Genomic DNA, 22,186 nt, shown 5'->3' on the forward strand with positions numbered 1-22,186 from the left:
CTCAATCCACCGCCTCGAACGCCGATTCGAGGTCCGCGATTATGTCACTGACGCCTTCGATGCCGACCGAGAGGCGGACCAGATCGGGCGTGACGCCACTCTCGCGCTGGGCCGCTTCGTCGAGATTCGCGTGGGTCGTACTCGCGGGGTGGATGATCAGCGATTTCGCGTCGCCGACGTTCGCGAGGAACTGCGCGATCTCGGTCTCCTCGCAGACCGCCTTTCCGGCCTCGTAGCCCCCGTCGAGGCCGAACGCGATCATCCCGCCGTAGCCACCCGAGAGATACTCGCTCGCGGTCGCGTGGGTCTCGTGATCAGGAAGGCCGGGATAGGACACCCACGCGACGGCGTCGTGATCGGTCAGCCACTCAGCGACGCGCTGGGCGTTCTCGCAGTGGCGTTCCATCCGGACGGCGAGCGTCTCGACACCCTGGAGAGTGGCCCACGCGTCGAACGGCGTCTGGCCGTCGCCGAGACTCCGGATCGCGCGATGCCGGGCCGCGACGGTGAAGGCCCGCTCCCCGAACCGCTCGCTGAAGTTCACGCCGCGAAAGCCCGGGTTCGGCGCACCGAGTTCGGGAAACCGGTCGGGAGAGTCGCCCCAGGGGAACGATCCGCCGTCGACGAGGACGCCACCGACGGTCGAGCCAGAGCCGTGGATCCACTTCGTCGTCGACTCCCAGACGACGTCTGCGCCGTGCTCGATGGGGTTACAGAGCGCCGGCGTCGCGAACGTGTTGTCGACGACTAGCGGGACGCCGTGGTCGTGCGCGACGTCGGCGATCGCTTCGAGATCGGGAGTCACCAGCGAGGGGTTCGCGATCGTCTCGCAGTGGACGTACGCCGTCGAGTCGTCGATGGCGTCGGCGTACGCCGCCGGATCGAGCGTGTCGACGTACCGGGCCTCGATACCCCGGCGGTTGGCGGTATGCGAGAGATAGCCGTGGGTTCCGCCATAGATCGATGACGCCGAGACCACATTGTCGCCGGACTCCGCGAGCAGCGTCGTCGCGACGTCGAGCGCGGCCATCCCCGAGTCGGTCGCGACCGCGTCGACGCCGCCCTCCAGATCGGCAAGCCGCTGTTCGAGGGTGCGGACGGTCGGGTTGTCGAACCGCGAATACACGTTGCCCTCGCCTTCGAGAGCGTACAGGTCCGCGGCGGTGTCCGCGTCCTCGAACGCGTACGAACTGGTCTGGTAGATCGGCGGTGCGACCGCCCCTGTCTCGGGATCCGGAGACTGGCCCGCGTGGAGACACCGCGTGCCGAAGGTCCGTGGCGTGTCGTCGGTCATGTATAGAGTGCATATCTCCGCGCGTATCTATAACTCGGAGTTACGGCAAGAATTGGATCGGGTCGCTGATCGCCCGTCACCCCCCCCCCGATCAGGGATCCAAGGAGTCGAGAATCCCGTTCGGGCCCCGACAACACCGACCGGTATCTCGGTCGCCAGTCGTGAAGAGAGTATCCCGTTCCGGGCGCGTCGCCCACCGACCCGCCGGGTCTGGGCCCATAGCGGCGTCACCGCTCACCGCGGACCCTTACCGCTGGCAGAACGCGAATTCCGGGGCCTCGCGAAGGGTCGGTCATGAGCACACACCAGATCGGACACGGAGCCGTCGAGTTTCTCGGGAACCTCCGGAGTGGTGCGTATCGCGAGGTCACGATGACGCTCGCGACGCTCGCCGTCATCGCGGGATCGATCGTCTTCTTCCCCGGTCGCGACGGGGTCACGAGCGGTCTCCAGTCGGAGGTGACGCCCGGCCTGCTCGCGCTGTTCGTCGTGGTCGCCGTCCTCGCGGGCGCGATCAAGGGGATGATCGGGTTCGGATACGCCCTGATCACGACGCCCATCTTCGCGTCGGTGATCGACCCGACGCTCGCAGTCGTCGTCCTCGCGATTCCGCCCTGGATGCTCAACATGTACCAGATCGGCGAGACCGACACGGGCCTGACATTCGTCCGCGAGGAGTGGCCACTGCTCGCGCTGGCGGTCGCCGGATCGGTGCTCGGCGTGATCGCGCTCGCGGAGTTCGAGGCCGGCCCGATCGTGCCCTTCCTCATCGGCGTCGTCATCCTCGGGTACGTCGTCTTCCAGGTCGGCCAGAACTTCGTCACCGTCGACCGGGCCCACCACCCGTTCGCGCTGGGGACGGCGGGCTTTCTGGAGGGCGTGTTGCTCGCGGTCGCGAATCTCGGCCCGTTGCTCCCGGCGTACTTTCACACCTTCGAGCGTGACGTCGAGCGCTACATCGGTGGCCTCTCGATGGTGCTGGGAACGATCTTCACCGTTCGAATCGTCCAGATGACGCTGTTCACCGACCTCATGACGACCTATCGGCTGTGGCTGGGGTCGGTCATCGCGGTGGTCACCGTCGTCGGCCTGTTGATCGGCACCGAACTCCGCCGACTCGAAATCGATCAGGAGCGCTTCAACTGGTTCGTCGTCGGCCTCCTCTTTGTCATCACACTCAACATCTTCCGGAACACGATCCCCGCGCTGCTCCCCTGACCGGACTGGCTATACGTACGAGAGGACCCGAGCATTCACACGTACGAGACGACACGAGCCATTCCCGCTTCGAGATGGTAGAGGTTGTGACAGTGGAAGAACCACTCGCCGGGGTTGTCGGCGTGGAAATCGATGGTTTCCTGGCCCATGTGTCCCGGGACGACGACGGTGTCTTTGATCGCATCGCCCACGCGGAAGAAATGGCCGTGGAGGTGCATTGGGTGCGGAACGGGACTTTGATTGCGCATCCGAATGCGGACGTGCTCGCCCTCCCGGATCCGGAGCGGGTCCGCGTCGGGGTAGACCTGCCCGCCAATCGCCCAGGCATTGGGGCCGGCCGCGGACAGCGTGAGATCGAACTCCCGATCGGGCGACCCGTCGATCCCCGACAGCGATCCGACCGCACGGAGGTCGTCGTACTGAAGGGCACGCCCGTCCGTCGTCGATCGTTCGGGCGTCGCGTCGCTGTCTGCGTGCTGGAGGACCGCCCGCGCGCCCGGTTCCGGCCCCTCGATCGAGTCGGCCTCGATCGCCCACGCCCCGGGAGAATCGGCGGTGACGATCGCGTCGTACCGCTCGCCAGGGCCGAACGTGAACGAGTCGACGGTCACTGGCTCGACCGGCCGGCCGTCGGCGTGAGAGATTTCGAGGGGGTGTCCCGCGACTCGCACGCGAACGATGGTCGCACTGCTGGCGTTGACGAAGCGGAGACGAACGCGATCGCCCCGATCGACGTCGATCGTCGGCGGGTCGTCGGCCGGACGCCCGTTCATCACCAGTCGCTCGTAGCTGGGCCGATAGTCGTCGTCCATGCCACCCATGCCACCCATTGGCCCACCGTCGCCGCCAGCACCGGCCGGTTGCGGCGCGCTGTCGAGATAGTCGTCGACGACGAGCACCTGGTCGGCGTCGTAGTCTACGTGAGCGTCGTCCTCCTCGACGACGAGTGGACCGGCCAGCCCACGGTCGAGCTGGAGGCCGACGTGGCTGTGATAGAAATAGGTTCCCGGCGGATCCGCCCGGAACTGATACTCGAAGGAGTCACCCGACGCGATGGGCGCCTGGGTCACGTCGGGCACACCGTCCATCGCGTTCGCCACCGGCAGGCCGTGCCAGTGGACGGTCGTCGGCGCGGGGAGATCGTTCGACACCGAGACGCCGACGACGTCGCCCTCGGCGGCCCGGAGTTCCGGGCCCGGAAACGCGTCGTCGTACAGCCAGGTCGACTTCGAGACCCGGTCGGATGTCCCCGGACCGGCCGTCAGCGCGACCGACTCGTCCACCGGACCGGACGGTGGCTCGCGCGGTTCGACGGGTGCGTCTGCGGCAGTCAGTCGATCACTGTCTGGATCTGAAGGGCTATCGGCTGAACACCCGGCGAGCGCCGTCAGTCCGGCCCCGCCGAGGATCTGTACCGCTCGCCGTCTCGGAATACCGTGGGTGTCGTGTGTCATGGTCTGAATCGAGTGTCGGTTCGAAAGTCGTGTGGGAGATGCGAATAACTGCAAGCCGGTCGTCGGTATCGCGCTCGACCCGTTCGGGCAAGCTTCGAGAGCCAGTCGTCGGCTGTCAAATCGCTTCGAACGGATAGGGGAACGTAATACGCACCCTACTCCTCCACCCCTTATATAGTGTCTGATGGCCACAATACTGGGCGACCGAGAGGGTGGCTGGCCTGTCGGTCGATCGCTGCTCGTCGATGCCATCCCCGCGCCGTACCGGAGTTATTTTCTTCCCGACCGCAGACCGTCCAGACGTGTACAGAAAAGGTCACATCGGCATCGGAATCGCGCTGTACGCCCCCGTGGCGTTCTGGCTGGCGTCGGTCGATCTGATGGGAGCATTTGGGGTCGGCCTCGTCTGTGTCACGTTCGTGAGCTATGCCCCAGATTTCGACGTCTGGCTCCCGCTGGTCGCGCATCGCGGCGCGACCCATACCGTCCTCGCGGCCGTCCTCGTGAGTCTGGCCATCGCTGGCGGGAGCGTCGCGCTCGGTGTTCAGAGCGGACTGATCGCCTCATCGCCCGGAGCGATGGGCACCACCGGTGGATTCGTCGTCGGAGTCACACTGCTTGGCTACCTGGGCCACCTCGCGGGCGACGCGCTCACACCGATGGGGATTCGACCGTTCCGGCCGGTCTCGAATCGACGCTACTCACTCGACCTCGTGACGGCGAGCAACGAGACCGCGAACACGGCGTTCGCCACCGTCGGGACGCTCGCGCTCTCGGGCGCGCTCGTGCTCGGTGTCGACTTTCAGGACGGCGTCGTCGACGTGGTCGCGGCGATCTGAGCGGGGATCCCTACCTGAAGTCACCGATGCGCGTAGTACGCGACCAGCGGCCCGTCCCCGTCGGCAGTCTCGTCGACGCGCGCGAAGCCGATGCGCTCGAACTGGACCATCGCGTCGGGAGCGTACGCCGTCATTCCAGGCTCGGCGGAGCCCGTCACATCACCGTCGGGCGTTCGAAGCCGCGTCTCGACGGCACGATCTGCGGGCACCCAGTGGATCACGTCGACGCCCTCGTCGTGGATCACGCTCGTTTCGGCCTCGACGTGTTCGAAGCCCTCGGCGGTGCGGCGGACACAGCCGAAGCCCTTGAGCCAGACGCGATCGCCGACGTCGGGGCGATCACGCTCTTCGACCAACACCGCGTCCCCGACCGGGATCACGCGTCGCCCGCGATCCTCGTGGTCGGGATGGACCGGCGGGTGCCCGGCCTCGGGCCCGTCGAGGACCGGGACCTCGACTGCGGGGCCGATATCCGCGTCTTCGGGGGCGTCGCGGACGAAGAAGGCGCGATCGGCGTCGTCGTCGATCAGATCCCGGTTCGCGCTGTACACCGACGACATCGCCAGATCGACGTTCGAGGAGGACGTGCCGAGTTCGATCATCGCCGCGACGATGGCCTCGCCGCGGATCCCCCGCCGGCGCAGACTCGCGATCGTCGGCGCGCGCGGATCTGCCCAGCCGTCCAGATCGTCCGCGGCGATCAACTCCTGGATCGACGAGGTCGAGAGTGGGACGTCGTAGGCGTCGACCTGGACGTGCCCCCAGTGGACGACCTCGGGATACTCCCAGTCGAAGTAGTCGTAGACGAACTGCTGGCGTTTGGCGGAGTCTTGCAGATCGATCCCGCGGATGATGTGCGTGATCTCGGTGAGGTGATCGTCGATCCCGCTCTGGAAGTCCAACATTGGCCAGCAGCGATACGCGCTGGCGTCCTCGCGCGGATGGGGTGTGTCGATCATCCGGAAGGCGACCCAGTCCCGCAGCGCGGGGTTCTTGTGGGTAATATCGGTTTTCACCCGGAGGACCATCTCGCCGGAGTCGAGTTCGCCGGCGACCATCTCGTCGAACTCCTCGTGGACGGTCTCGGGAGCTTTCTCGCGGTGTGGGCAGGCCTCGCCCGCGTTTTTCAGCTCCGAGAACTCTTCGCCCGGACACGAACAGGTGTACGCGCCGCCCTGATCGATCAAACGGCGTGCGTGCTCGTAGTAGGTTTCGACGCGATCGCTCGCGCGGATCACGTCCGCCGGTTCGAAGCCGAGATACTCGATCGCGTCCAAGATTGCGTCGTACGCGTCGAGATCCGGGCGTTTGGTCTCGGGGTCGGTGTCGTCGAACCGGCAGATGAAAGATCCGTCGTACCGGTCGGCGTAGGTCCCGACGACCGCGGCCATGCGAGCGTGACCGATATGCCAGGGGCCGTTGGGATTGGGCGCGACACGCAGACGGACCTCTTCGACAGCGTCGACACCGGAAAGGTCACCGAGCGGGTCGTCGTCCTCGTCGTCGTCAGCGTCGAGTTCTGCGACGCGGTCTGGCGCAATCTCTTCGAGGCGCTCGCGCTGTTCGGCGGGCGAGCGGTCGTTCACACTGGCGACGACCGGCCCGATCACGGCCGGAATCTCGTCGCCGTACTCTCGAAACTCGGGGTTCTCGCCCATCAGTGGGCCCATGATCGCGCCGACCTGGGCGTCACCGCCGTGTTTGAGCGCGTTGAACAGCGCGTCGGCTTCGGCCGCGCGTTCGACGCGGTCGCGAAGGTCGTCGTCCATGTCGGGTCTGGCAGGCCGGCGGTCCTAAACCCCTCGGGATCGGTGCCACCGTGGCCCTCATCCGAACGCGACCCACTCGCTGTCGAGGTCGAAACACCGAGATCGAAACGAACACGAAAGACGCGCCCGCTCAGTACTCGCGTTCGACGAAATACTCCGCGATGTCACCGAGGCGGTCGCGGGCCTCGTTATCCGGGAGCGCCTGGAGATGATCGCGGCCGCTCGCGACGTGGTCGTGGGCGAGGTCGCGTGCGTAATCGATGCTCCCGACGGCTTCGAGGCGTTCGATAGCCTCCTCGACGGTGGCCTCGTCGATCGCGGAGATGTCGTCGTCGGGGACGAGATCGGTCACGTCGACGCCCTGCTGGCGGGCGTGGACGGTGACGATCGTCTGTTTGTTCTCGGCGAGGTCGCTCCCGCGACGCTTGCCCAGGGTCTCGGTCGACGCGGTGAGATCCAGCAGGTCGTCCTGGATCTGAAAGGCCTTGCCCACGTCGATCCCGAAGTTGTAGAGCGGATCGACGTAGTCGTCCGCGCCGGCGAGCAAGGCGGGCATCGCCGCCGAGGCGCCGTACAGCACGGCCGTCTTGCGCTCGACCATTTCGAGATACTCCGCCTCGGTGATCGCGTCCTGATCCTCGAAGCCGATGTCGATCGTCTGGCCCTCACAGATCTCCGTACAGGTCGCCGCGAGTTCCGACAGCGCTCGCACGGAGTGCTCGGCGGCAGCGCCAGTTTCGAGGAGGTTCTCGAAGGCCTTCGAGTACAGCGTGTCACCCGCGAGGATCGCGGTTTCGAGGTCGAACTCCTCGTGGACCGCGGGGACGCCCCGACGCATCTCGTCGTCGTCCATGATGTCGTCGTGGATTAGCGTGAACGTCTGGACGATCTCGATGCTGACCGCGGCGGCCATCAGATCGATCCCACCCGCGAGCGGGAACTCGCGATAGTCCTCGCTCAGCGGGTCGACGTCAGCGATGGCCTCGCCCGCGAGCAAGACCATCGTCGGGCGCAGACGCTTGCCTCCGGCGTCGAGCAGGTATCGCGACGCCTCGTAGAGGCGCTCGGGGAAGACGATCGGCACGTCGTCGGGCAGCGCCTCGTTGACGAGTCGCCGGCGATCAGCGATCGCCGCCGTGACCGCGTCGGAGTGCTGGGCGGCCATCCTTACTCCACGAGTTGGATCATGTTCCCGTTGCGTGTGATATGCAGGTCCTCACCGATCTCGAAGCCGAAGGCCTCGGCCGTATCGACGTACGGCGCGAACCCTTCCATGCTCTGGTGGGCCGGGATGAGGTTGTCGGGACGGAGCGCCTCGAGCATCTCGTAGTGGCCCTCGCGTCGGAGGTGGCCCGAGACGTGGATGTCGTCGTAGATGCGTGCACCCTGCATCCCGAGCAGTCGTTCGGCCTGGTACCGCTGGCCCTCGTTGGTCGGTTCGGGAATGACGCGTGCCGAGAAGACGACCTTGTCACCGTTTTCGAGTTCGTAGGGCGTCTCGCCGCGTGCCATCCGGGTGAGCATCGCGCGCGGTTCGCCCTGGTGGCCCGTGACGATCGGGAGGTAGTCTTCCTTGCCCTCGGACATGATCTGCTCGAAGGTTCGATCGACCGACTTGCGGTGCCCGTACATCCCCAGATCGTCCGGGAAGTCGACGAAGTCGAGTCGTTCGGCCGTCCCGGAGTATTTCTCCATCGACCGGCCGAGCAGGACGGGCTGGCGACCGATGTCGTCTGCGAACTCGACGAGGCTCTTCACGCGCGCGATGTGACTGGAGAACGTCGTCGCGACGATCCCCCCGTCGTAATCTTCCATGCTCGTGAGCGCGTCTTTGAGGTGCCGACGCGCGACGGATTCGGAGGGTGTCCGGCCTTTCTTGCCGGCGTTCGTACAGTCCTCAATGTAACAGAGCACGCCCTCGTCACCGATCTGGCGGAACCGATCCATGTCGATCGGGTCGCCGATGACGGGGTCGTGATCGATGCGCTTGTCCAGGCCGTAGACGACCGCCCCCTCGGGCGTGTGCAGGACGGGATTGATCGCGTCGATGACCGAGTGGGTGACGTTGACGAATTCGAGTTCGACGCCTTCGGAGATCGACATCGTCTCGCCGGCCTCCATCGCGCGGAGGTCGTTTTCGACGCCGAACTTCTCCTCGCTGTCGATCTCCTGTTTGACGAGTTCGAGCGTGAACGGACTCGCCACGATCGGTGCGTCGTATCGGTGGGCGAGTTTCGAGATCGCACCGATGTGGTCGAGGTGACCGTGCGTCGGCACGATCGCCTGGACGTCGCCCTCCAGGTCGCTCATCACTCGATCGTCTGGGATCGCGCCCATGTCGATCAGATCGAGGCTGTGCATCCGCTCGGTTTCGACGTTGTCGTGGATCAGAACCTTCGAGAGGTTCAGCCCCATGTCGAAGACGACGACGTCGTTGCCGGCCCGCACGGCCGTCATCTGTCGTCCGACTTCCTCGTAGCCGCCGATGGTCGCAATTTCGATTTCCATGGTTTCCTCCGAGAGCCGCCACCACGGAGTGGACCCGACGAACAGGAATCGACGCGGAAGGTCTCGAACGGCGACTCGCCCGGCCAGGCCGTCCGGCGTCTGCCGTAGCCCCCGGCGAGTCGTCCGTCAGTTCGCGTTCCCTCGGCCGCCGGGTCCGTCCCGCAGCGGCCATACGCTCGGTTGGAAGCGGATACACGACGGGCCGTCTTAAGTGCGGTGGTCCGAGGGTTCGAGCGCCGGTGTGTCCGACCCCGCGCAGGGAGCGCGGCGAACGGTCGGTTTATCGGGCCCGCGGGCGCACCGTCTACTACGCGATGGCCCTCACCAAACGCATCATTCCGTGTATCGACGTGGACGTAGACGAGGACGGCGACGCCGCCGTCTACACCGGCGTCAACTTCGAGGACCTCGAATACACCGGCGATCCGGTCGAAATGGCGAAGGCCTACAACGAAGCGGGGGCCGACGAGTTCGTCTTTCTCGATATCACCGCCTCCGCGGAGGGCCGCGAGACGATGCTCGACACGGTCGAAGAAGTCGCAGACGAGGTGTTCATCCCGCTGACCGTCGGCGGCGGGATCCGGACGCGCGACGACATCAAGGAAACCCTACGCGCGGGCGCGGACAAGGTTTCGATCAACACCGGGGCGATCGAACGGCCCGACCTCATCGCAGAGGGCGCGGCGGCGTTCGGCAGCCAGTGTATCGTCATCTCCGTGGACGCGCGCCGCCGATACGACGAACAGGGCGAGTACTACGAACAGATCGACGGCGAGTCGGTCTGGTTCGAGTGTACCGTCAAAGGCGGGCGCGAGGGCACCGGCATCGACGTCGTCGAGTGGGCCCAGGAGGCCGAATCACGGGGTGCCGGCGAACTGTTCGTCAACTCCATCGATGCCGACGGCACCAAAGAGGGCTACGACGTCCCGGTCACGCGGGCGGTCTGTGACGCCGTCTCGACGCCCGTCATCGCCTCGTCGGGGTGTGGCAGCCCCGAACACATGGCGGAGGTGTTCGAAGACGCGGGCGCGGACGCCGCGCTCGCGGCGTCGATTTTCCACTTCGGAGAGTACACGATCGAGGAGACCAAGGCCGCCCTCGACGAGCGCGGCATTCCCGTCCGTCTGTAGGCTCGGCCCCGCCTGTACGCCCGGTCTGTACCTGCCTGCCCGGTCTGTACGCCTGATCTCCCGGCCGATAGTCGTGTGGTTTTTCGATCCCCGACGCGAACAGCCGTCGATGACGCGGGCGTGTCCGTCGTGTGGCGACCCTCTCGACGACAGGACGACGACGTGCCCGTCCTGTGGGGCGGTCGTCGGGACCGAAGTGGTCTGGGAGTGCCCCGACTGTGGCCGCATCCATCAGAAGCACGCGCCGCCGTGCAGTCGGTGCGGGGCCCCGACGCTCGATCGGACCTACCCCGAGTACGATCTCTCGGACGTCTCCCGAGGCGTCCGCTACCGCGACGTCCTCGACCGCGAATACCTCGCGGTGGGGGCGATCGTGTTCGTTTTGCTGGCGGCCGGCATCCTGGGCGCAGTCGGCGTGATCGACCTGCCGGACGCCACGGGCCCGACTGGACCGACCGCGCTCGACGCACCGGGCCACCACGACGAGTTCGCCGGCCACGAGACGAGTCGTATCGAGACGGTCTGGCTCTGGGGCCTGTCGGATCGCCGCGAGCGACTGGGGCGGTCCGACCTGCGGCGCTCGGACACACTCGATCGGTACGCGACCGTGTTCGCTCACGCCGCCGTCGTTCGCGATCACCGGCCGGCGGCGACCGTCGAGCCACGAGACGCACTCCCATCGGCGCCGGCCGAGTGTGAACGGATCCGCCTCTACGACGCCCGGATCGATCGAGCGGACCTGACCGACCGATCGACGCCACGAGCGATTGCGAGCGATCTGACGCTCGATGTCGGGAGTGATCGACCATCACCGGAGACGGCCGACGCGACGCTAGCCGGCATCCACGTCCACGTCGGTCCGGAGGGAGCGCTCTACCTCTCTGTGGCGATCTGCTGACCAGCGAGACAGTCCGCAGAGCGAAAATCAGGCCGCCGCTTCGAACGCCGCAGTGAGCGCGTCGGCTTTCTCGCGCACGCGCTCGGTCCCGGCTTCGAGCGCGTCCAGCGCGTCGGTCTCGTCGTCGGTCTTGATCGTCAGGACCGGTTCGGTCTGCCCACCCGATTGTTCGGGATTCACGTCGTAGGTCGCGGCCTCGACGCCGTCGGTTTCCAGGAGGGCCCCTTTGATGACGTTCATGAACGTGTGGTCCTCGCCGGCGATTTCGATCGAGAGGCCGGTATCGGACCGTTCGATCACACGGAGATCCATGCTGATTCCTACGGGACCGGCCGGAAAACGGTTTCGACACTGCAGGTGGTTCAGGTCACGGACTGGGGTCGAGAGGCCCCTCGGCCGGAGAGAGGGCGCATCAGGCAGTAGTTTTCATTGTCGATACCGAATATAGTGGCCGATTATACACGGTGAGATCAACACAGGAAACAGCTATCAGGCGAAATATCCGGTATAATACCGAATACGAAGCCGGTTAGATTATCGCTGAAATGGTTGCTGACCGCTACCTTAGTTATCGGTATAGATAATTAAGTCGAGATCCTTTATTGGACAGACGGGTAAGTATAGCTTACAATGAGCCCGACCCCCGATACAACGACCGATCGCATCGCTGCCTCCGTCACCCGGCCCAAAGTCGTGATCGCCCTGCTACTGGTCGCGCTGGCGAGCGGGGCTGTCCTCGCGAGTGTGACGCTCAACGACGGTCCGGACCCGGACAGACTGAGTGCCCACGAGGGGACGATGAACGACAGTGAGAACCTGAACGTTCTGCACATGAACGTCTCGTACACCGGATTCACAGCCGATTACGTCAACGTGACCATCAACAACACTGATACCGCCAACGCTCACGACGTGAACGTCTCCGTCCAAGTGCTGAATGGGAGTTCACCCGTCACCGACGCGAGCGAGAACAACGTGAACATCGCCGCCGGTGGAACGCACAGAGTGGACATCGAACTCCCTGCCAACACCGAAATATTCGACTTCGACATCATCAACGTGTTGGTGCAAGAACTGAACTGATCCATCGCTTCGTCGGCTGACTGATGGGTTCAGATCGGTCGTTGCGCGTTGGTTCGGCACCTTGCTGACGATGTATCGTCTCTTTCTTGCTGTCCGCTACACAACGTACTGGTGAGACCGGGAGTCGTAGTCGTGACTCACGAATATGGTGGATCGAAATCCTCCCCGAACCAGCCGCTGGTCGGGAAGGATATAACGACGAATGTGCCGTCGACGGTCGACGGCTATAACGCCGAGTTACAGACGCACGACGTTCGTCGCGCGGGGGCCCTTGGGGGCCTGTTCGATGTCAAATTCGAGCTCCGTCCCTTCCGTAAGATCCTCGCCGCCGACGTCTTCCATGTGGAAGAACACGTCGTCGTCAGCATCCTCGGTTTCGATGAAGCCGTAACCGCCCGTGTCGTTGAAGAAGTCAACCGTACCGGTTGCCATTGCAATTATTCAGAGTTCGGGTTCACGGTTAAGGGTTGCGTCTGATGGGCTCCGACGGTCGTGTCACCACGCCTCACGGACGAATGAGCACATTCAGGTGCCCGGACCGATGGCTGCGGGTGTCCGCGCCGATGGCCTCGACCCCTCAATCGACCTGAAAAAGGTTCTCAGCGCCGGACTGACCGGAGCGATCAGTTCTCTTCCTGGGAGGCGTCTTCCTCGGACGCGTCGTCGGGGGCGTCGGCTTCGCTGGCCATCTCCTCGCTGACCGTCTCTTCGACGGTCTTTTCGACCGTTTCCTCGACCTGTTCGGCCATCTCGTCGACGCCCTCACTCACGGTCTGCTCGACCGTCTCCTCGACTTGCTCGTTCACCGTCTCCTCGACCGTCTCTCCGACTGTCTCTTCGACCTGCTCGCTCACCGTCTCTTCGACCGTCTCTCCGACCGTCTCTTCGACCTGCTCGCTCACCGTTTCCTCGACCGTCTCTCCGACTGTCTCTTCGACCTGCTCGCTCACCGTTTCTTCGACCGTCTCTCCGACCGTCTCCTCGACCTGTTCGCTCACCGTTTCTTCGACCGTCTCTCCGACCGTCTCCTCGACGCGTTCGGCAATGTCCCGGGTCATCCAGTCGGGATCGAACCGGGACATCTTCCACCCGATGTGGATGACGTACGCGACCAGCGCGCCCAGACCGAACGCGATGCCGACGCGCGTCTCCGCAATCAAGATGATACCGATCGAGACGAAAATCAGCGTCCCGTAGGCCAGATCGACGATGAAATCGACACGAGACGGTTTCATCGGCCCGCCACCACCGTACGACACGAAGCGTATTTCGATCGCATAAGGGTGGGTTGTGCACGGAGACAGGAATACGTACTCGTTTCGGCCCGTCGGACGGGACCGGCAGTCGGTTCGCCACGGCGCTCGGCCAGTGGCGACCAGGCTCTTCGAGACGGATCGCCCACCCTTAAGGGAGCAGAACGGAATCACTCCGTATGGTCGAAGTCCTCTTATTGATCGGTATCGCGGTCGCGCTCTTCGTCGGGTTCAACATCGGTGGCGCGACGACAGGCCCGGCGTTCGGGCCTGCAGTTGGTGCGGACGCACTGTCGAAGACCGTCGCTGCGGGGCTGATGACGGTGTTTTTCTTCGTCGGAGCGGTGACGCTCGGTCGTCGTGTCGTCCAGACGCTCGGCAACGATCTCGTCACGAACACGAACGTGTTGACGATCGAATCGAGCATCGTCGTGCTGTTTTTCATCGGTGGTGCGCTGTTCGTCGGGAACTACTACGGCGTGCCCGCATCGACGTCGATGACGGCCGTCGGGGCGATCGCCGGTCTGGGTGTCGCAACGGGGACGCTCGACTGGGCGGAGATGGGTGGGATCGCGATCTGGTGGATCGTCGCCCCGATCGTCGGTTTCTGGGTCTCCGGGATGATCGGGCGGTACCTCTATCCGCGCCTCAACCGCTGGGTGGCGATCACGACCACCCCCGGGCCGCTCATGCAACTCGACCGGTCCGGCGTCGTCCCGGTCCCGGAAGCGGGCCCCAACACCACTCGGCGTGAACTGTTCGGTGGGATCGTCGTCATCGTGATCGGCTGTCTGATGGCCTTCTCGTCGGGGACGTCGAACATCGCGAACGCGATCGCCCCACTGGTCGGGGCGGGAGCGGGCACGGACATCGCCGTCCTCCAGATGAACCCGATGATCGTGCTCGGCAGTGCGGCCGTCGCCGTCGGGGCCTTCACGATCGCCCGGCGAACGCTCGACACGCTCGGCAACGACATCACCGACCTGCCGCTGACGGCGGCGATCGTCGTCGCGATCGTCTCCTCGACGATCGTCGTCGGCCTCTCGGCTATCGGCGTACCCGCTTCGTTCGTCATCATCGCGACGACATCGATCGTCGGACTGGGCTGGGGCCGGGCCACACGGACCGCGACCTTGCCCGAAGTGCTGTCCGGCGAGAAAACCCCCGACGTGTCGGTCGGTGCACTTGCCGCCGAGGAGAGCGGCGCGGACGTCCCCGACATCGGTGAGGAAGAACCCGAAGACATCCCGAGTGCCGCCGATCTGTTCGATCCCGCGACGACGGGCCGTGTAATCGTCCTCCAGAACGTCGTCCCGATCCTCTCGACAGTCGGTGCATCGATCACGTTCACGATCCTCTTCCAGTTCGTCTGGTAAGCAGGCCTCGGGCCACTGGCCCCCATCGGTTAGATCGCCACCGACCCAACGCTCACCGACGGGCCAGAGGGCATATCCGTCCCGCGTCCGGCGTACAGTCGTGAACTCACACGACGTTCGCCGCCAATGGGCCGACCAAAGCGGCGCTTACTCGCCCGAGTACTACGCGCATCACGGCCCCGACGAGCGCAGTGAGGCCGTCCGCGAGCACCTCGACGAGACCGTCGGCGCGGGCGCGAGCGTCCTCGAACTCGGCTGTAGTTCTGGCCGCCACCTCCAACATCTGTTCGCGAACGGCTACGACGACCTCACGGGGATCGAACTCAACGGCGACGCCGTCGACGTGATGGCCGAGACCTATCCCGCGCTGGCCGAGACGGCGACGATCCACGTCGGTGCGATGGAAGACGTCCTCCAGGAGGTCGACGACGACGCGTTCGACGCGATATTTGCGGTCGAGACCCTCCAGCACGTCCATCCCGACGCGACCTGGGTGTTCGACGAGATCGCACGCGTCACGAGCGACGCGCTCGTCGTCATCGAGAACGAAGGTGAGGACCATCCCGACCGCGAGGCTGGCGTGACCGACGTCGACGGCTTTCCACTCTATTTCCGCGACTGGGAGTCGATATTCACCGACTGCGGGCTGAACTCGGTCGCCGCGCGCGAGGGCACGCGCGACACGATTCGATTGTTCCGAACCCCGGACCACGATTGAGGACTGGGCGGGTCCGATGACGGGCGAATGACCACTCACGCAGGGCGATACGTTTCGAGCGTGTAGCCCTCGTGGCGCGTTTTCTCGGTGAGCGTCCAGTCGGCACCGATCTCGGGAAATGACGCATCACCGTCGTACGTACCGTCGATCCGGCTGATCAGGAGCCGATCACACTCCGGAAGGAACGCCTCGTAGATCGCTGCGCCACCGAGGACGTACAGCGTCTCCGCACCGCGGTCACGGGCGGCTGCGACGGCCGCGTCGACGCTCGTAACGAACTCGGTCGTCGCCTCAGAGGACGTGCGCTCGGATCGGCTGAGGACGATCTGGTGTGCGCCCGGTGGATTCTCGAACATCTCGAAGGTACGCCGCCCGATCGCCACGGTCGCGTCAGCGACCCGAGCGCGATAGCGCTCGACCTCGTGGGGGAGATCCCAGGGAAGCGTCGGTCCGTCACCGATGACTCCGTTCTCCGCGACCGCAGCGACGGCGACGAGTTCGGGGTCAGCGTCGGACCGGTCAGCCACTGACGGTCACTCCTCGTCCGGAGACTCGTCGACGTCCGCGTCGACGTCGGCGGAGGACTCGTCGTCCTCGGCGGGCACTGCGTGAATCCGCACCGTCGAGACGCGAACGCCGTCGACGACAGTCACCTCGACGTCGAGGTCGGAGAGCGTGACCCGATCACCGACCACCGGGACGTCGTCGAGACGGTCGAGGACGAGACCGCCGATCGTCGTGATCGAGGCGGCGTCGAAGCTGACATCGAACAGTTCTTCGACCGCCGAGAGGGGGACGCCGCCGTCGACGACCGTCCCGTCGTCGTCCTGTCGGATCGTCGGCTCGCGGTCGTCGTGATCGAACTGATCGCGAATGTCACCGACGATGGCTTCCACGGCGTCTTCGACGGTGACCAGGCCTTCGAAGGCGCCCCACTCGTCGACGATCACGGCCATCTGCTGGTGGTCTTCGCGGAATCGGAGGAGCAGGTCGCTGATCGTCGTCGTCTCCGAGATCACGAGGACGTCACGGGCGAGGTCGCCCACCAGAGTGTCGGCGTCCTCGACGGCGAGGAGGTCCTTGGCGTCGACGAACCCGACGACGTCGTCGCCGTCGAGCACCGGATAGCGGGTGTGACCGAACTCCCGAACGGCCGTTCTGAACGCATCGGGCGTGTCCTCGGGCGCGAGACTCACCACGTCGGGTTGTGGCACCATGATCTCTCGCACGTCCACGTCGTTGAGATCGAACACGCGTTCGATCATCTCGACTTCCTCGGCGTCGACGTGGCCGGCCTCACCCGATCGGGCGAGCACGCGACGGAGTTCGCGCTCTTCGAGGGACTCGTCGGTCTCGGAGGCGGGCGGGATGCCGATCATCCGGGTGAACAAATTCGCCGTGCCGTTGAACACGACGATCCCCGGGTAGAACAGATAATAACAGAAGGTGAGCGGCGGCGCGACGAACAAGGAGAGCCGCTCGGCTTCCGCGATCGCGATCGTCTTCGGCGCGAGTTCACCGAAGACGACGTGGAGGAACGTGATCGTCCCGAAGGCGATGCCAAAGGAGACCAGATGGAGGAGACTCGTGGGGAGCACGGACCCGAGCACCGGTTCGAGCAGGTTGGCGATCGCGGGTTCACCAGCCCACCCCAGGCCGAGCGAGGCGAGCGTGATCCCGAGTTGAGTCACCGCGAGGTAGTTGTCGAGATTCTCCATGATGCCCTGGAGCGCGCCAGAGCCTGGCCGGTCTTCCGCGACGAGTTGCTCGACGGACGTCGAGCGGACCCGAACGAGTGCGAACTCCGAAGCGACGAAAAAGCCGTTCAACGCGACCAGAAACAGCGCGATCAGCAGTTTCCCGGAAGCGATTGCGATCTCTACCATGCCGGCCACCCCGTACCGATCCCAGTGTCGTCGGTCATACCGGGTTCTCTCGGTGAAGGCATATAAATGGTCGAACGCGAGACGCGATCTCCCTGCCTCGCGGGGAGACCGATCCGCGCGCCGGACAGCGAGGCGCTCTTGAGGGTGGCCCCCCTCGGTCGGGTCGATGGCACTCTGGGGGCTGCTCCCGGCGACGACGCCCGTCCACGTCGCGCTCGTGATCGCCGCGACGGCCGTGGTCTGGGTCGCGAGCGACGGACTGGAATCGTCCGCCGATCGACTGTCGGCCCACTACGGCCTCCCCGCGGTGATCCAGGGGTCGGTCGTCGTCGCCGTCGGGTCGAGTTTTCCCGAACTGTCGAGCGTGATCGTCACCTCGATCAAGGGCGTGTTCGACATGGGCGTCGGCGCGATCGTCGGGTCGGCGATCTTCAACGTCCTCGTGATCCCCGCGGTCGCCGGCATCGTGACCGACGAGCCAGTCGACGCGAACCGCCCGCTCGTCTTCAAAGAAGCCCAGTTCTACATGCTCGCCGTCGCGGCGATGGCGATCACGTTCGCGCTCGCGGTGATCTACGAACCCGCCGCGGGGACGCTCGTCGGGACGATCACCCGGCCGATCGCCGCGTTACCACTCCTGCTCTATCTGCTCTATCTATTCATCCAGTATCAGGACGTGAGCGATCACGACGCTGGTGAACGCCCCGACGACGTTCGAGTCGGCTACCAGTGGGCCGTCCTCGCGGGGAGTCTGATCGTCATTCTCGTGGCGGTTCACCAGCTGGTCGAGGGCGTCGACGGCCTGAGCCAGACGTTCGGCGTGCCGGAGTTCCTCGCGGGTGTGACGATCATCGCCGCCGCGACGAGCGTCCCCGACACGTTCGTCAGCGTGCGCGCGGCGCGCGCGGGCAACGGCCTCACCAGCATCGGGAACGTCCTCGGGTCGAACACGTTCGATCTGCTCGTCGCGATCCCGATCGGCGTGTTGATCGTCGGAGAGGTGACGATCAACTTCGGAGTCGCCGTGCCGATGCTGGGCGTTCTGACGGCCGCGACGGTCGCGCTGTTCGTCTCGTTGCGCACCGATCTGGAACTCAGTGATCGGGAGGCGTACATGCTCCTGGGCATCTACATGGTCTTTTTCACCTGGGTCGTCACCGAGACGATCGGCCTGACCCACGTCCTGCCGCGGTGATCGCGTGCCAGAGGCCCGCCATCGACCGTACCCTTTTCAGGCCCGCCAGCGAATCGCCCGACATGTACGTCCGCGACGCGAAAAACCGAGAGGAAGTCTGGCTTCTCGATCGGATCGAGGAGATGGGGCTCGACGAGACGTCGTTCCGGTCGCGGGACTACGTCATCGCGATCGACGAGGACTCGGGCGAGAAGGCCGGCTTCGGCCGCCGTCGCGTCCACAAGACCGACGAAAATCGCGTCTGTGAGGTCACCTCGATCGGCGTCGTCGAGGAGTGGCGCAACCAGGGCGTCGGCGCGCACGTCCTCGAACGACTCGTCCAGCACGCCGCCGACGACGACTTCGAGACGCTGTATGCACTCTCCGATCGGCCGGAGTACCTCGCGCAGTTCGGCTTCGAGTCGATCGCTGAGGGTGACCTCCCCGCCCCGCTCGCGGATCGTCTCACCGAGAAACGCGAGTCGATCCAGCCAGATGCCGTCCCGCTCGCACTCGCGATCGATCAGTTCAGCGTGCCGACCGACCACCGCGAAGCGTTCAAGGCCGCCGAACCCGACCGCGAGGAGTCCGCCCCCGAGACCTCCCCCGAAGAGTTCGGGATCGACCCCGAGGAAGCCACCTACAAGTACGACACCGGGGACTGATCGACAGACGATCGGCCCTATTCGAGGCGGACGGCCGTCCCGTAAGCCATCACTTCCGCGCCGCCGTTGGCGATCTCTGAGGTCTCCAGGCGCAGGTTCACGACCGCGTCCGCACCCATCTCAGCGGCGTCGGCTTCCATGCGGTCGATCGCCTCGTCACGGGAATCACCCAGCAGCGTGGAGTACGCCTTGAGTTCGCCGCCGGTAATGTTTCGTAGACTCTGTGTGAAATCGCGTCCGGCGTTGCGGGCCTTGACGACGTTCCCACGGGCGATGCCGAGGACCTCTGCGATCTCTTCGTTCGGGAGCGTCTCGGTGTTCGTGAGCTCCATGGTGGACCGATCGGCAGGCAATTCTATAATTGTTGTGATGAGTCGAGCCACCAGCCAGAGCGTCGAGCCTGCGACGAGGAGACAGTCTCAGAGCGACGAATCACCGGCCTGGAGTGGGCTGTGAAGCGTGACACGGCATGTCGTCGCGCTGGGGGTGCGAAAGCCCTATCATTGGCGGCCCGGACGTTGAGGGTATGAGCGCCCCCTCGGGTGAGTACTACACCGACGAACGCTGGCAAAACTGGCTCGATCGCATCGCAGACGCCGATATCGACACCGAAGACGAAGACTCCGCACGTCTCCTCTTGAACCTCCAGGACGACGCGGCCATCGCCGTCGCAAAGATCCTCACCGACTACGAGGAGGGCGATATCGACGAGGAGGTCGCTCTCGGTGAACTCGAAGACATCCGAGAGGTCGTCCTCGCTGAGACCGACCTCGACGACGAAGACAAGCGCATGCTCGTCGACGGTGTCCAGACCTCGCTCGTGGCGGTGTTCTACGCCGCCGAGGAGTACGTCGCCGGCGGCGTTGCCGACGAAGGGACCGTCGGTGAGTATCTCGCCGCGGCCGAGGAGGCCGAACAGGACGAGGACCTCGACGCCGCGCTGGGCTACTGCGCACAGGCCGGCACACAGATTGCCGACGGCGAATCGCTCGACCGCGAGGTCGCAGACGACCTGGATTTCGGACTCGTCGTCGAGTGGGCCAACGGCCTCGACAGCCTCGAAACGGCGATGGCTGACCCCGAACTCGTCGAGGAAGACGACGAATAGGGGCCGAGTGTCGATTGCGATACTGGCCGGGAACGTTTTTTGTGGCGACTGCGAGTACCCACAGCGATGGACTCGCTCGGTGACACGCGCGGCCAGTCCACGCAGATCGGCGCGCTCCTGTTGTTCGCGATCCTGGTCGTCGCGCTCGCGGGCTATCAGGCGAGTGCCGTTCCGGCCCAGAACGCGGCCGCGGAGTTCGAACACAGCGAACGCGTTCGTGGCGACCTCCTCGGCGTTCACAACGCCGTCGTCTCGGTGTCCGAGGGGGACAGTGAGTCGGTCCTCGTCGAGCTGGGACTGCGGTACACCCCACGGCTGTTCGCCGTCAATCCGGGGCCCGTCACCGGGACGCTCCAGGTCGACGACGGACCGCCCTGGAACCGATCGCTGGTGATCGACAACGCCTCCGCAAGTGGCGAAACTGGCGATTACTGGGACGGGTCGGCCCGGGCGTTCGACACCAGCGCAATCCGATACCGTGCCGCGTACAACGAGCACACGGGCGCGGGCGAGTTGATCGCAGAGAATACCGCCCTCTACGCGCAGTTCGACGAGCGTCGGGTGTCGACGACCGGGCAGGCGCTGATCGACGGGCGCGTCGTCGGGCCACGCGTCGTCCAGGGCTCGTTCAGGGAGGACGGCACGCGGGCGACGAGCGTGCCGATCCGCGCGATCAGCGCCGACGGCACGGTCGTCCCGGTCCGCGGGCAGGGCGGCCCCGTCACGGTGACCGTGCCGACGCGACGCTCCGCAGCGGAGTGGCGGGATCTGCTCGACGAGGACGGCCAACTGGCGGACGACTCCGGTGGGTACGTCGAGCGCGTCGCGCCCGGGGAGCGACCGGAGACGGTCCAAATCCAACTCGCGGCGGGCGAGACCTACCTGCTCGACAGCGCGCTCGTCGGGGTCGGATCGGTCGGCCAGCGCCCCGAGGCGGCGTATTTGACGAGTGACGCCGCGCCGGTCGTCCCGGAAGGCACGAGCACGCGCGTCACGCTCACCGTTCGGGACGCGTTCGACAGCGGCGTGAGCGGCGACACCGTCCGGGCCGCGGCCCGGCGCGCGGACGCGTCGGTCACGCCACGCGAATCGACCAGTGACGCCGCGGGCGCAGTCGTCGTCACCTACACCGCCCCGGCCAATATCAGCGGCACCCAGACGACCGACTACGTCGACGCCAGCCTCGACGTCGACCCCACGGACGGCGTCGACGGGACGACCGCCCGGAACGTCTCGATCCCCGTGCTCGTCCGGAGCGGGGGCCCGAGCGGCGACGGCAGCGGGTCGACCACCGAATCGAACCCGGTGGCGTTCCACGACGGTGACGGGACGACCGAACCCAACGAGGACCCGACCCTCCCGCCGAACGATCCGGTGGGCGATATCGCGAACTTCGTGGGCCTGACGACCACGAGCGGGAGTGCGACCCTGAGCGAGGCCGAGACCGGGCAGGGTGCCTCCCGACAGTACGACCTCCGCGTCGGGGTCGACACCGATGGGGTCCCCCAGGGCACCCACATGGTCCGGGTGACCTACAGCTACGACCGCGGCGCCGACGCCGAAGCGTTCGGCCTGACCGCCGTTCGGCCCGACGGCACCGAGATCTCGGGCACGCGATACGACCTGCCGGTGACCGATGGGACGCGTACCGAGACGTTCGACCTCGATCCGACGACGGACAGTGTGATCGACGATTCGGGACGGTTGGTCCTCAGAATCGACGACACGCAAGGACAGGGCGACCGCACTCAGGACGTCGTGACGATCGATCGGCTGGTCGTCCTGACCGACTGAGAACCGTATGACTCGAAAT

The 22,186-nt window shown here is 65.5% G+C and carries 22 protein-coding genes; 11 read left to right on the plus strand and 11 right to left on the minus strand.

Annotated elements, in window-relative coordinates:
• Position 1 precedes the first annotated feature (1 nt).
• Positions 2-1,294, minus strand: a complete 1,293-nt coding sequence (locus HARCEL1_RS06685) for an O-acetylhomoserine aminocarboxypropyltransferase/cysteine synthase family protein (RefSeq protein ID WP_108381778.1) — start codon at positions 1,292-1,294, stop codon at positions 2-4.
• A 294-nt stretch (positions 1,295-1,588) separates the two neighbouring features.
• Between HARCEL1_RS06685 and HARCEL1_RS06690 the strand changes: the two genes are divergently transcribed.
• Positions 1,589-2,512: a sulfite exporter TauE/SafE family protein gene (locus tag HARCEL1_RS06690; RefSeq protein WP_108381779.1), complete on the plus strand. Its 924-nt coding sequence runs from the start codon at positions 1,589-1,591 to the stop codon at positions 2,510-2,512.
• A 35-nt stretch (positions 2,513-2,547) separates the two neighbouring features.
• Here HARCEL1_RS06690 and HARCEL1_RS06695 read toward each other — a convergent pair whose 3' ends face one another.
• Positions 2,548-3,795, minus strand: coding sequence for a multicopper oxidase family protein (locus HARCEL1_RS06695; protein WP_233357430.1), 1,248 nt, complete (start codon positions 3,793-3,795; stop codon positions 2,548-2,550).
• 473 nt (positions 3,796-4,268) lie between these two features.
• Here HARCEL1_RS06695 and HARCEL1_RS06700 point away from each other — a divergent pair, with 473 nt between their 5' ends.
• Complete coding sequence (locus HARCEL1_RS06700; protein ID WP_159077047.1) at positions 4,269-4,805, plus strand: metal-dependent hydrolase; 537 nt, start codon at positions 4,269-4,271, stop codon at positions 4,803-4,805.
• A gap of 20 nt (positions 4,806-4,825) precedes the next feature.
• Here the strand turns inward: HARCEL1_RS06700 and HARCEL1_RS06705 are convergent, their stop codons facing one another.
• From HARCEL1_RS06705 to HARCEL1_RS06715, 3 genes are all read right to left on the minus strand, one after another.
• Positions 4,826-6,574 carry a glutamate--tRNA ligase gene (locus tag HARCEL1_RS06705; protein WP_108381782.1) on the minus strand — a complete coding sequence of 583 codons (1,749 nt, stop codon included), beginning with the start codon at positions 6,572-6,574 and terminating at the stop codon, positions 4,826-4,828.
• Between the two features lie 130 nt (positions 6,575-6,704).
• Entirely contained in the window at positions 6,705-7,739 is a 1,035-nt protein-coding gene (locus HARCEL1_RS06710; RefSeq protein ID WP_108381783.1) for a polyprenyl synthetase family protein, read from the minus strand.
• A gap of 2 nt (positions 7,740-7,741) precedes the next feature.
• Positions 7,742-9,082: a ribonuclease J gene (locus tag HARCEL1_RS06715; RefSeq protein ID WP_108381784.1), complete on the minus strand. Its 1,341-nt coding sequence runs from the start codon at positions 9,080-9,082 to the stop codon at positions 7,742-7,744.
• A gap of 314 nt (positions 9,083-9,396) precedes the next feature.
• Between HARCEL1_RS06715 and hisF the strand changes: the two genes are divergently transcribed.
• Positions 9,397-10,212, plus strand: coding sequence for an imidazole glycerol phosphate synthase subunit HisF (gene hisF, locus HARCEL1_RS06720; protein ID WP_108381785.1), 816 nt, complete (start codon positions 9,397-9,399; stop codon positions 10,210-10,212).
• A 109-nt stretch (positions 10,213-10,321) separates the two neighbouring features.
• On the plus strand, positions 10,322-11,110 hold the full coding sequence (locus HARCEL1_RS06725; protein ID WP_159077048.1) for a zinc ribbon domain-containing protein: 789 nt from the start codon (positions 10,322-10,324) through the stop codon (positions 11,108-11,110).
• A 27-nt stretch (positions 11,111-11,137) separates the two neighbouring features.
• Here the strand turns inward: HARCEL1_RS06725 and HARCEL1_RS06730 are convergent, their stop codons facing one another.
• Entirely contained in the window at positions 11,138-11,422 is a 285-nt protein-coding gene (locus HARCEL1_RS06730) for a DNA-directed RNA polymerase subunit L (protein WP_108381787.1), read from the minus strand.
• A gap of 318 nt (positions 11,423-11,740) precedes the next feature.
• Between HARCEL1_RS06730 and HARCEL1_RS06735 the strand changes: the two genes are divergently transcribed.
• Positions 11,741-12,193: a hypothetical protein gene (locus HARCEL1_RS06735; RefSeq protein ID WP_108381788.1), complete on the plus strand. Its 453-nt coding sequence runs from the start codon at positions 11,741-11,743 to the stop codon at positions 12,191-12,193.
• Positions 12,194-12,430: 237 nt separating this feature from the next.
• On the opposite strand, the gene HARCEL1_RS06740 is transcribed toward HARCEL1_RS06735, so the two are convergent.
• Both HARCEL1_RS06740 and HARCEL1_RS06745 read right to left on the minus strand, forming a co-directional pair.
• Positions 12,431-12,625, minus strand: coding sequence for a cold-shock protein (locus tag HARCEL1_RS06740; RefSeq protein WP_108381789.1), 195 nt, complete (start codon positions 12,623-12,625; stop codon positions 12,431-12,433).
• A 191-nt stretch (positions 12,626-12,816) separates the two neighbouring features.
• Positions 12,817-13,428 carry a hypothetical protein gene (locus tag HARCEL1_RS06745; protein ID WP_108381790.1) on the minus strand — a complete coding sequence of 204 codons (612 nt, stop codon included), beginning with the start codon at positions 13,426-13,428 and terminating at the stop codon, positions 12,817-12,819.
• Positions 13,429-13,625: 197 nt separating this feature from the next.
• Here HARCEL1_RS06745 and HARCEL1_RS06750 point away from each other — a divergent pair, with 197 nt between their 5' ends.
• Positions 13,626-14,822, plus strand: a complete 1,197-nt coding sequence (locus HARCEL1_RS06750) for an inorganic phosphate transporter (RefSeq protein ID WP_108381791.1) — start codon at positions 13,626-13,628, stop codon at positions 14,820-14,822.
• A 100-nt stretch (positions 14,823-14,922) separates the two neighbouring features.
• Positions 14,923-15,540, plus strand: coding sequence for a class I SAM-dependent methyltransferase (locus HARCEL1_RS06755; RefSeq protein WP_108381792.1), 618 nt, complete (start codon positions 14,923-14,925; stop codon positions 15,538-15,540).
• A gap of 35 nt (positions 15,541-15,575) precedes the next feature.
• Here HARCEL1_RS06755 and HARCEL1_RS06760 read toward each other — a convergent pair whose 3' ends face one another.
• Entirely contained in the window at positions 15,576-16,067 is a 492-nt protein-coding gene (locus HARCEL1_RS06760; protein ID WP_108381793.1) for a dihydrofolate reductase, read from the minus strand.
• Positions 16,068-16,073: 6 nt separating this feature from the next.
• Positions 16,074-17,426, minus strand: coding sequence for a hemolysin family protein (locus HARCEL1_RS06765; RefSeq protein WP_108381794.1), 1,353 nt, complete (start codon positions 17,424-17,426; stop codon positions 16,074-16,076).
• Positions 17,427-17,592: 166 nt separating this feature from the next.
• Between HARCEL1_RS06765 and HARCEL1_RS06770 the strand changes: the two genes are divergently transcribed.
• A complete protein-coding gene (locus HARCEL1_RS06770) occupies positions 17,593-18,621 on the plus strand; it encodes a sodium:calcium antiporter (RefSeq protein ID WP_108381795.1) in 1,029 nt (342 codons plus the stop codon).
• Positions 18,622-18,683: 62 nt separating this feature from the next.
• Positions 18,684-19,265, plus strand: coding sequence for a GNAT family N-acetyltransferase (locus HARCEL1_RS06775; RefSeq protein ID WP_108381796.1), 582 nt, complete (start codon positions 18,684-18,686; stop codon positions 19,263-19,265).
• A 17-nt stretch (positions 19,266-19,282) separates the two neighbouring features.
• Here the strand turns inward: HARCEL1_RS06775 and HARCEL1_RS06780 are convergent, their stop codons facing one another.
• Positions 19,283-19,597 (minus strand): YbjQ family protein, encoded by a 315-nt coding sequence (locus tag HARCEL1_RS06780; protein ID WP_108381797.1) that lies wholly within the window; start codon positions 19,595-19,597, stop codon positions 19,283-19,285.
• Positions 19,598-19,791: 194 nt separating this feature from the next.
• On the opposite strand from HARCEL1_RS06780, the gene HARCEL1_RS06785 reads away from it, so the two are divergent.
• Entirely contained in the window at positions 19,792-20,373 is a 582-nt protein-coding gene (locus tag HARCEL1_RS06785; protein ID WP_108381798.1) for a DUF2150 family protein, read from the plus strand.
• A gap of 66 nt (positions 20,374-20,439) precedes the next feature.
• Positions 20,440-22,167: a hypothetical protein gene (locus HARCEL1_RS06790; RefSeq protein ID WP_108381799.1), complete on the plus strand. Its 1,728-nt coding sequence runs from the start codon at positions 20,440-20,442 to the stop codon at positions 22,165-22,167.
• The last annotated feature ends 19 nt before the right edge of the window (positions 22,168-22,186 follow it).

Source organism: Halococcoides cellulosivorans, from assembly GCF_003058365.1.
GTDB lineage: Archaea > Halobacteriota > Halobacteria > Halobacteriales > Haloarculaceae > Halococcoides > Halococcoides cellulosivorans.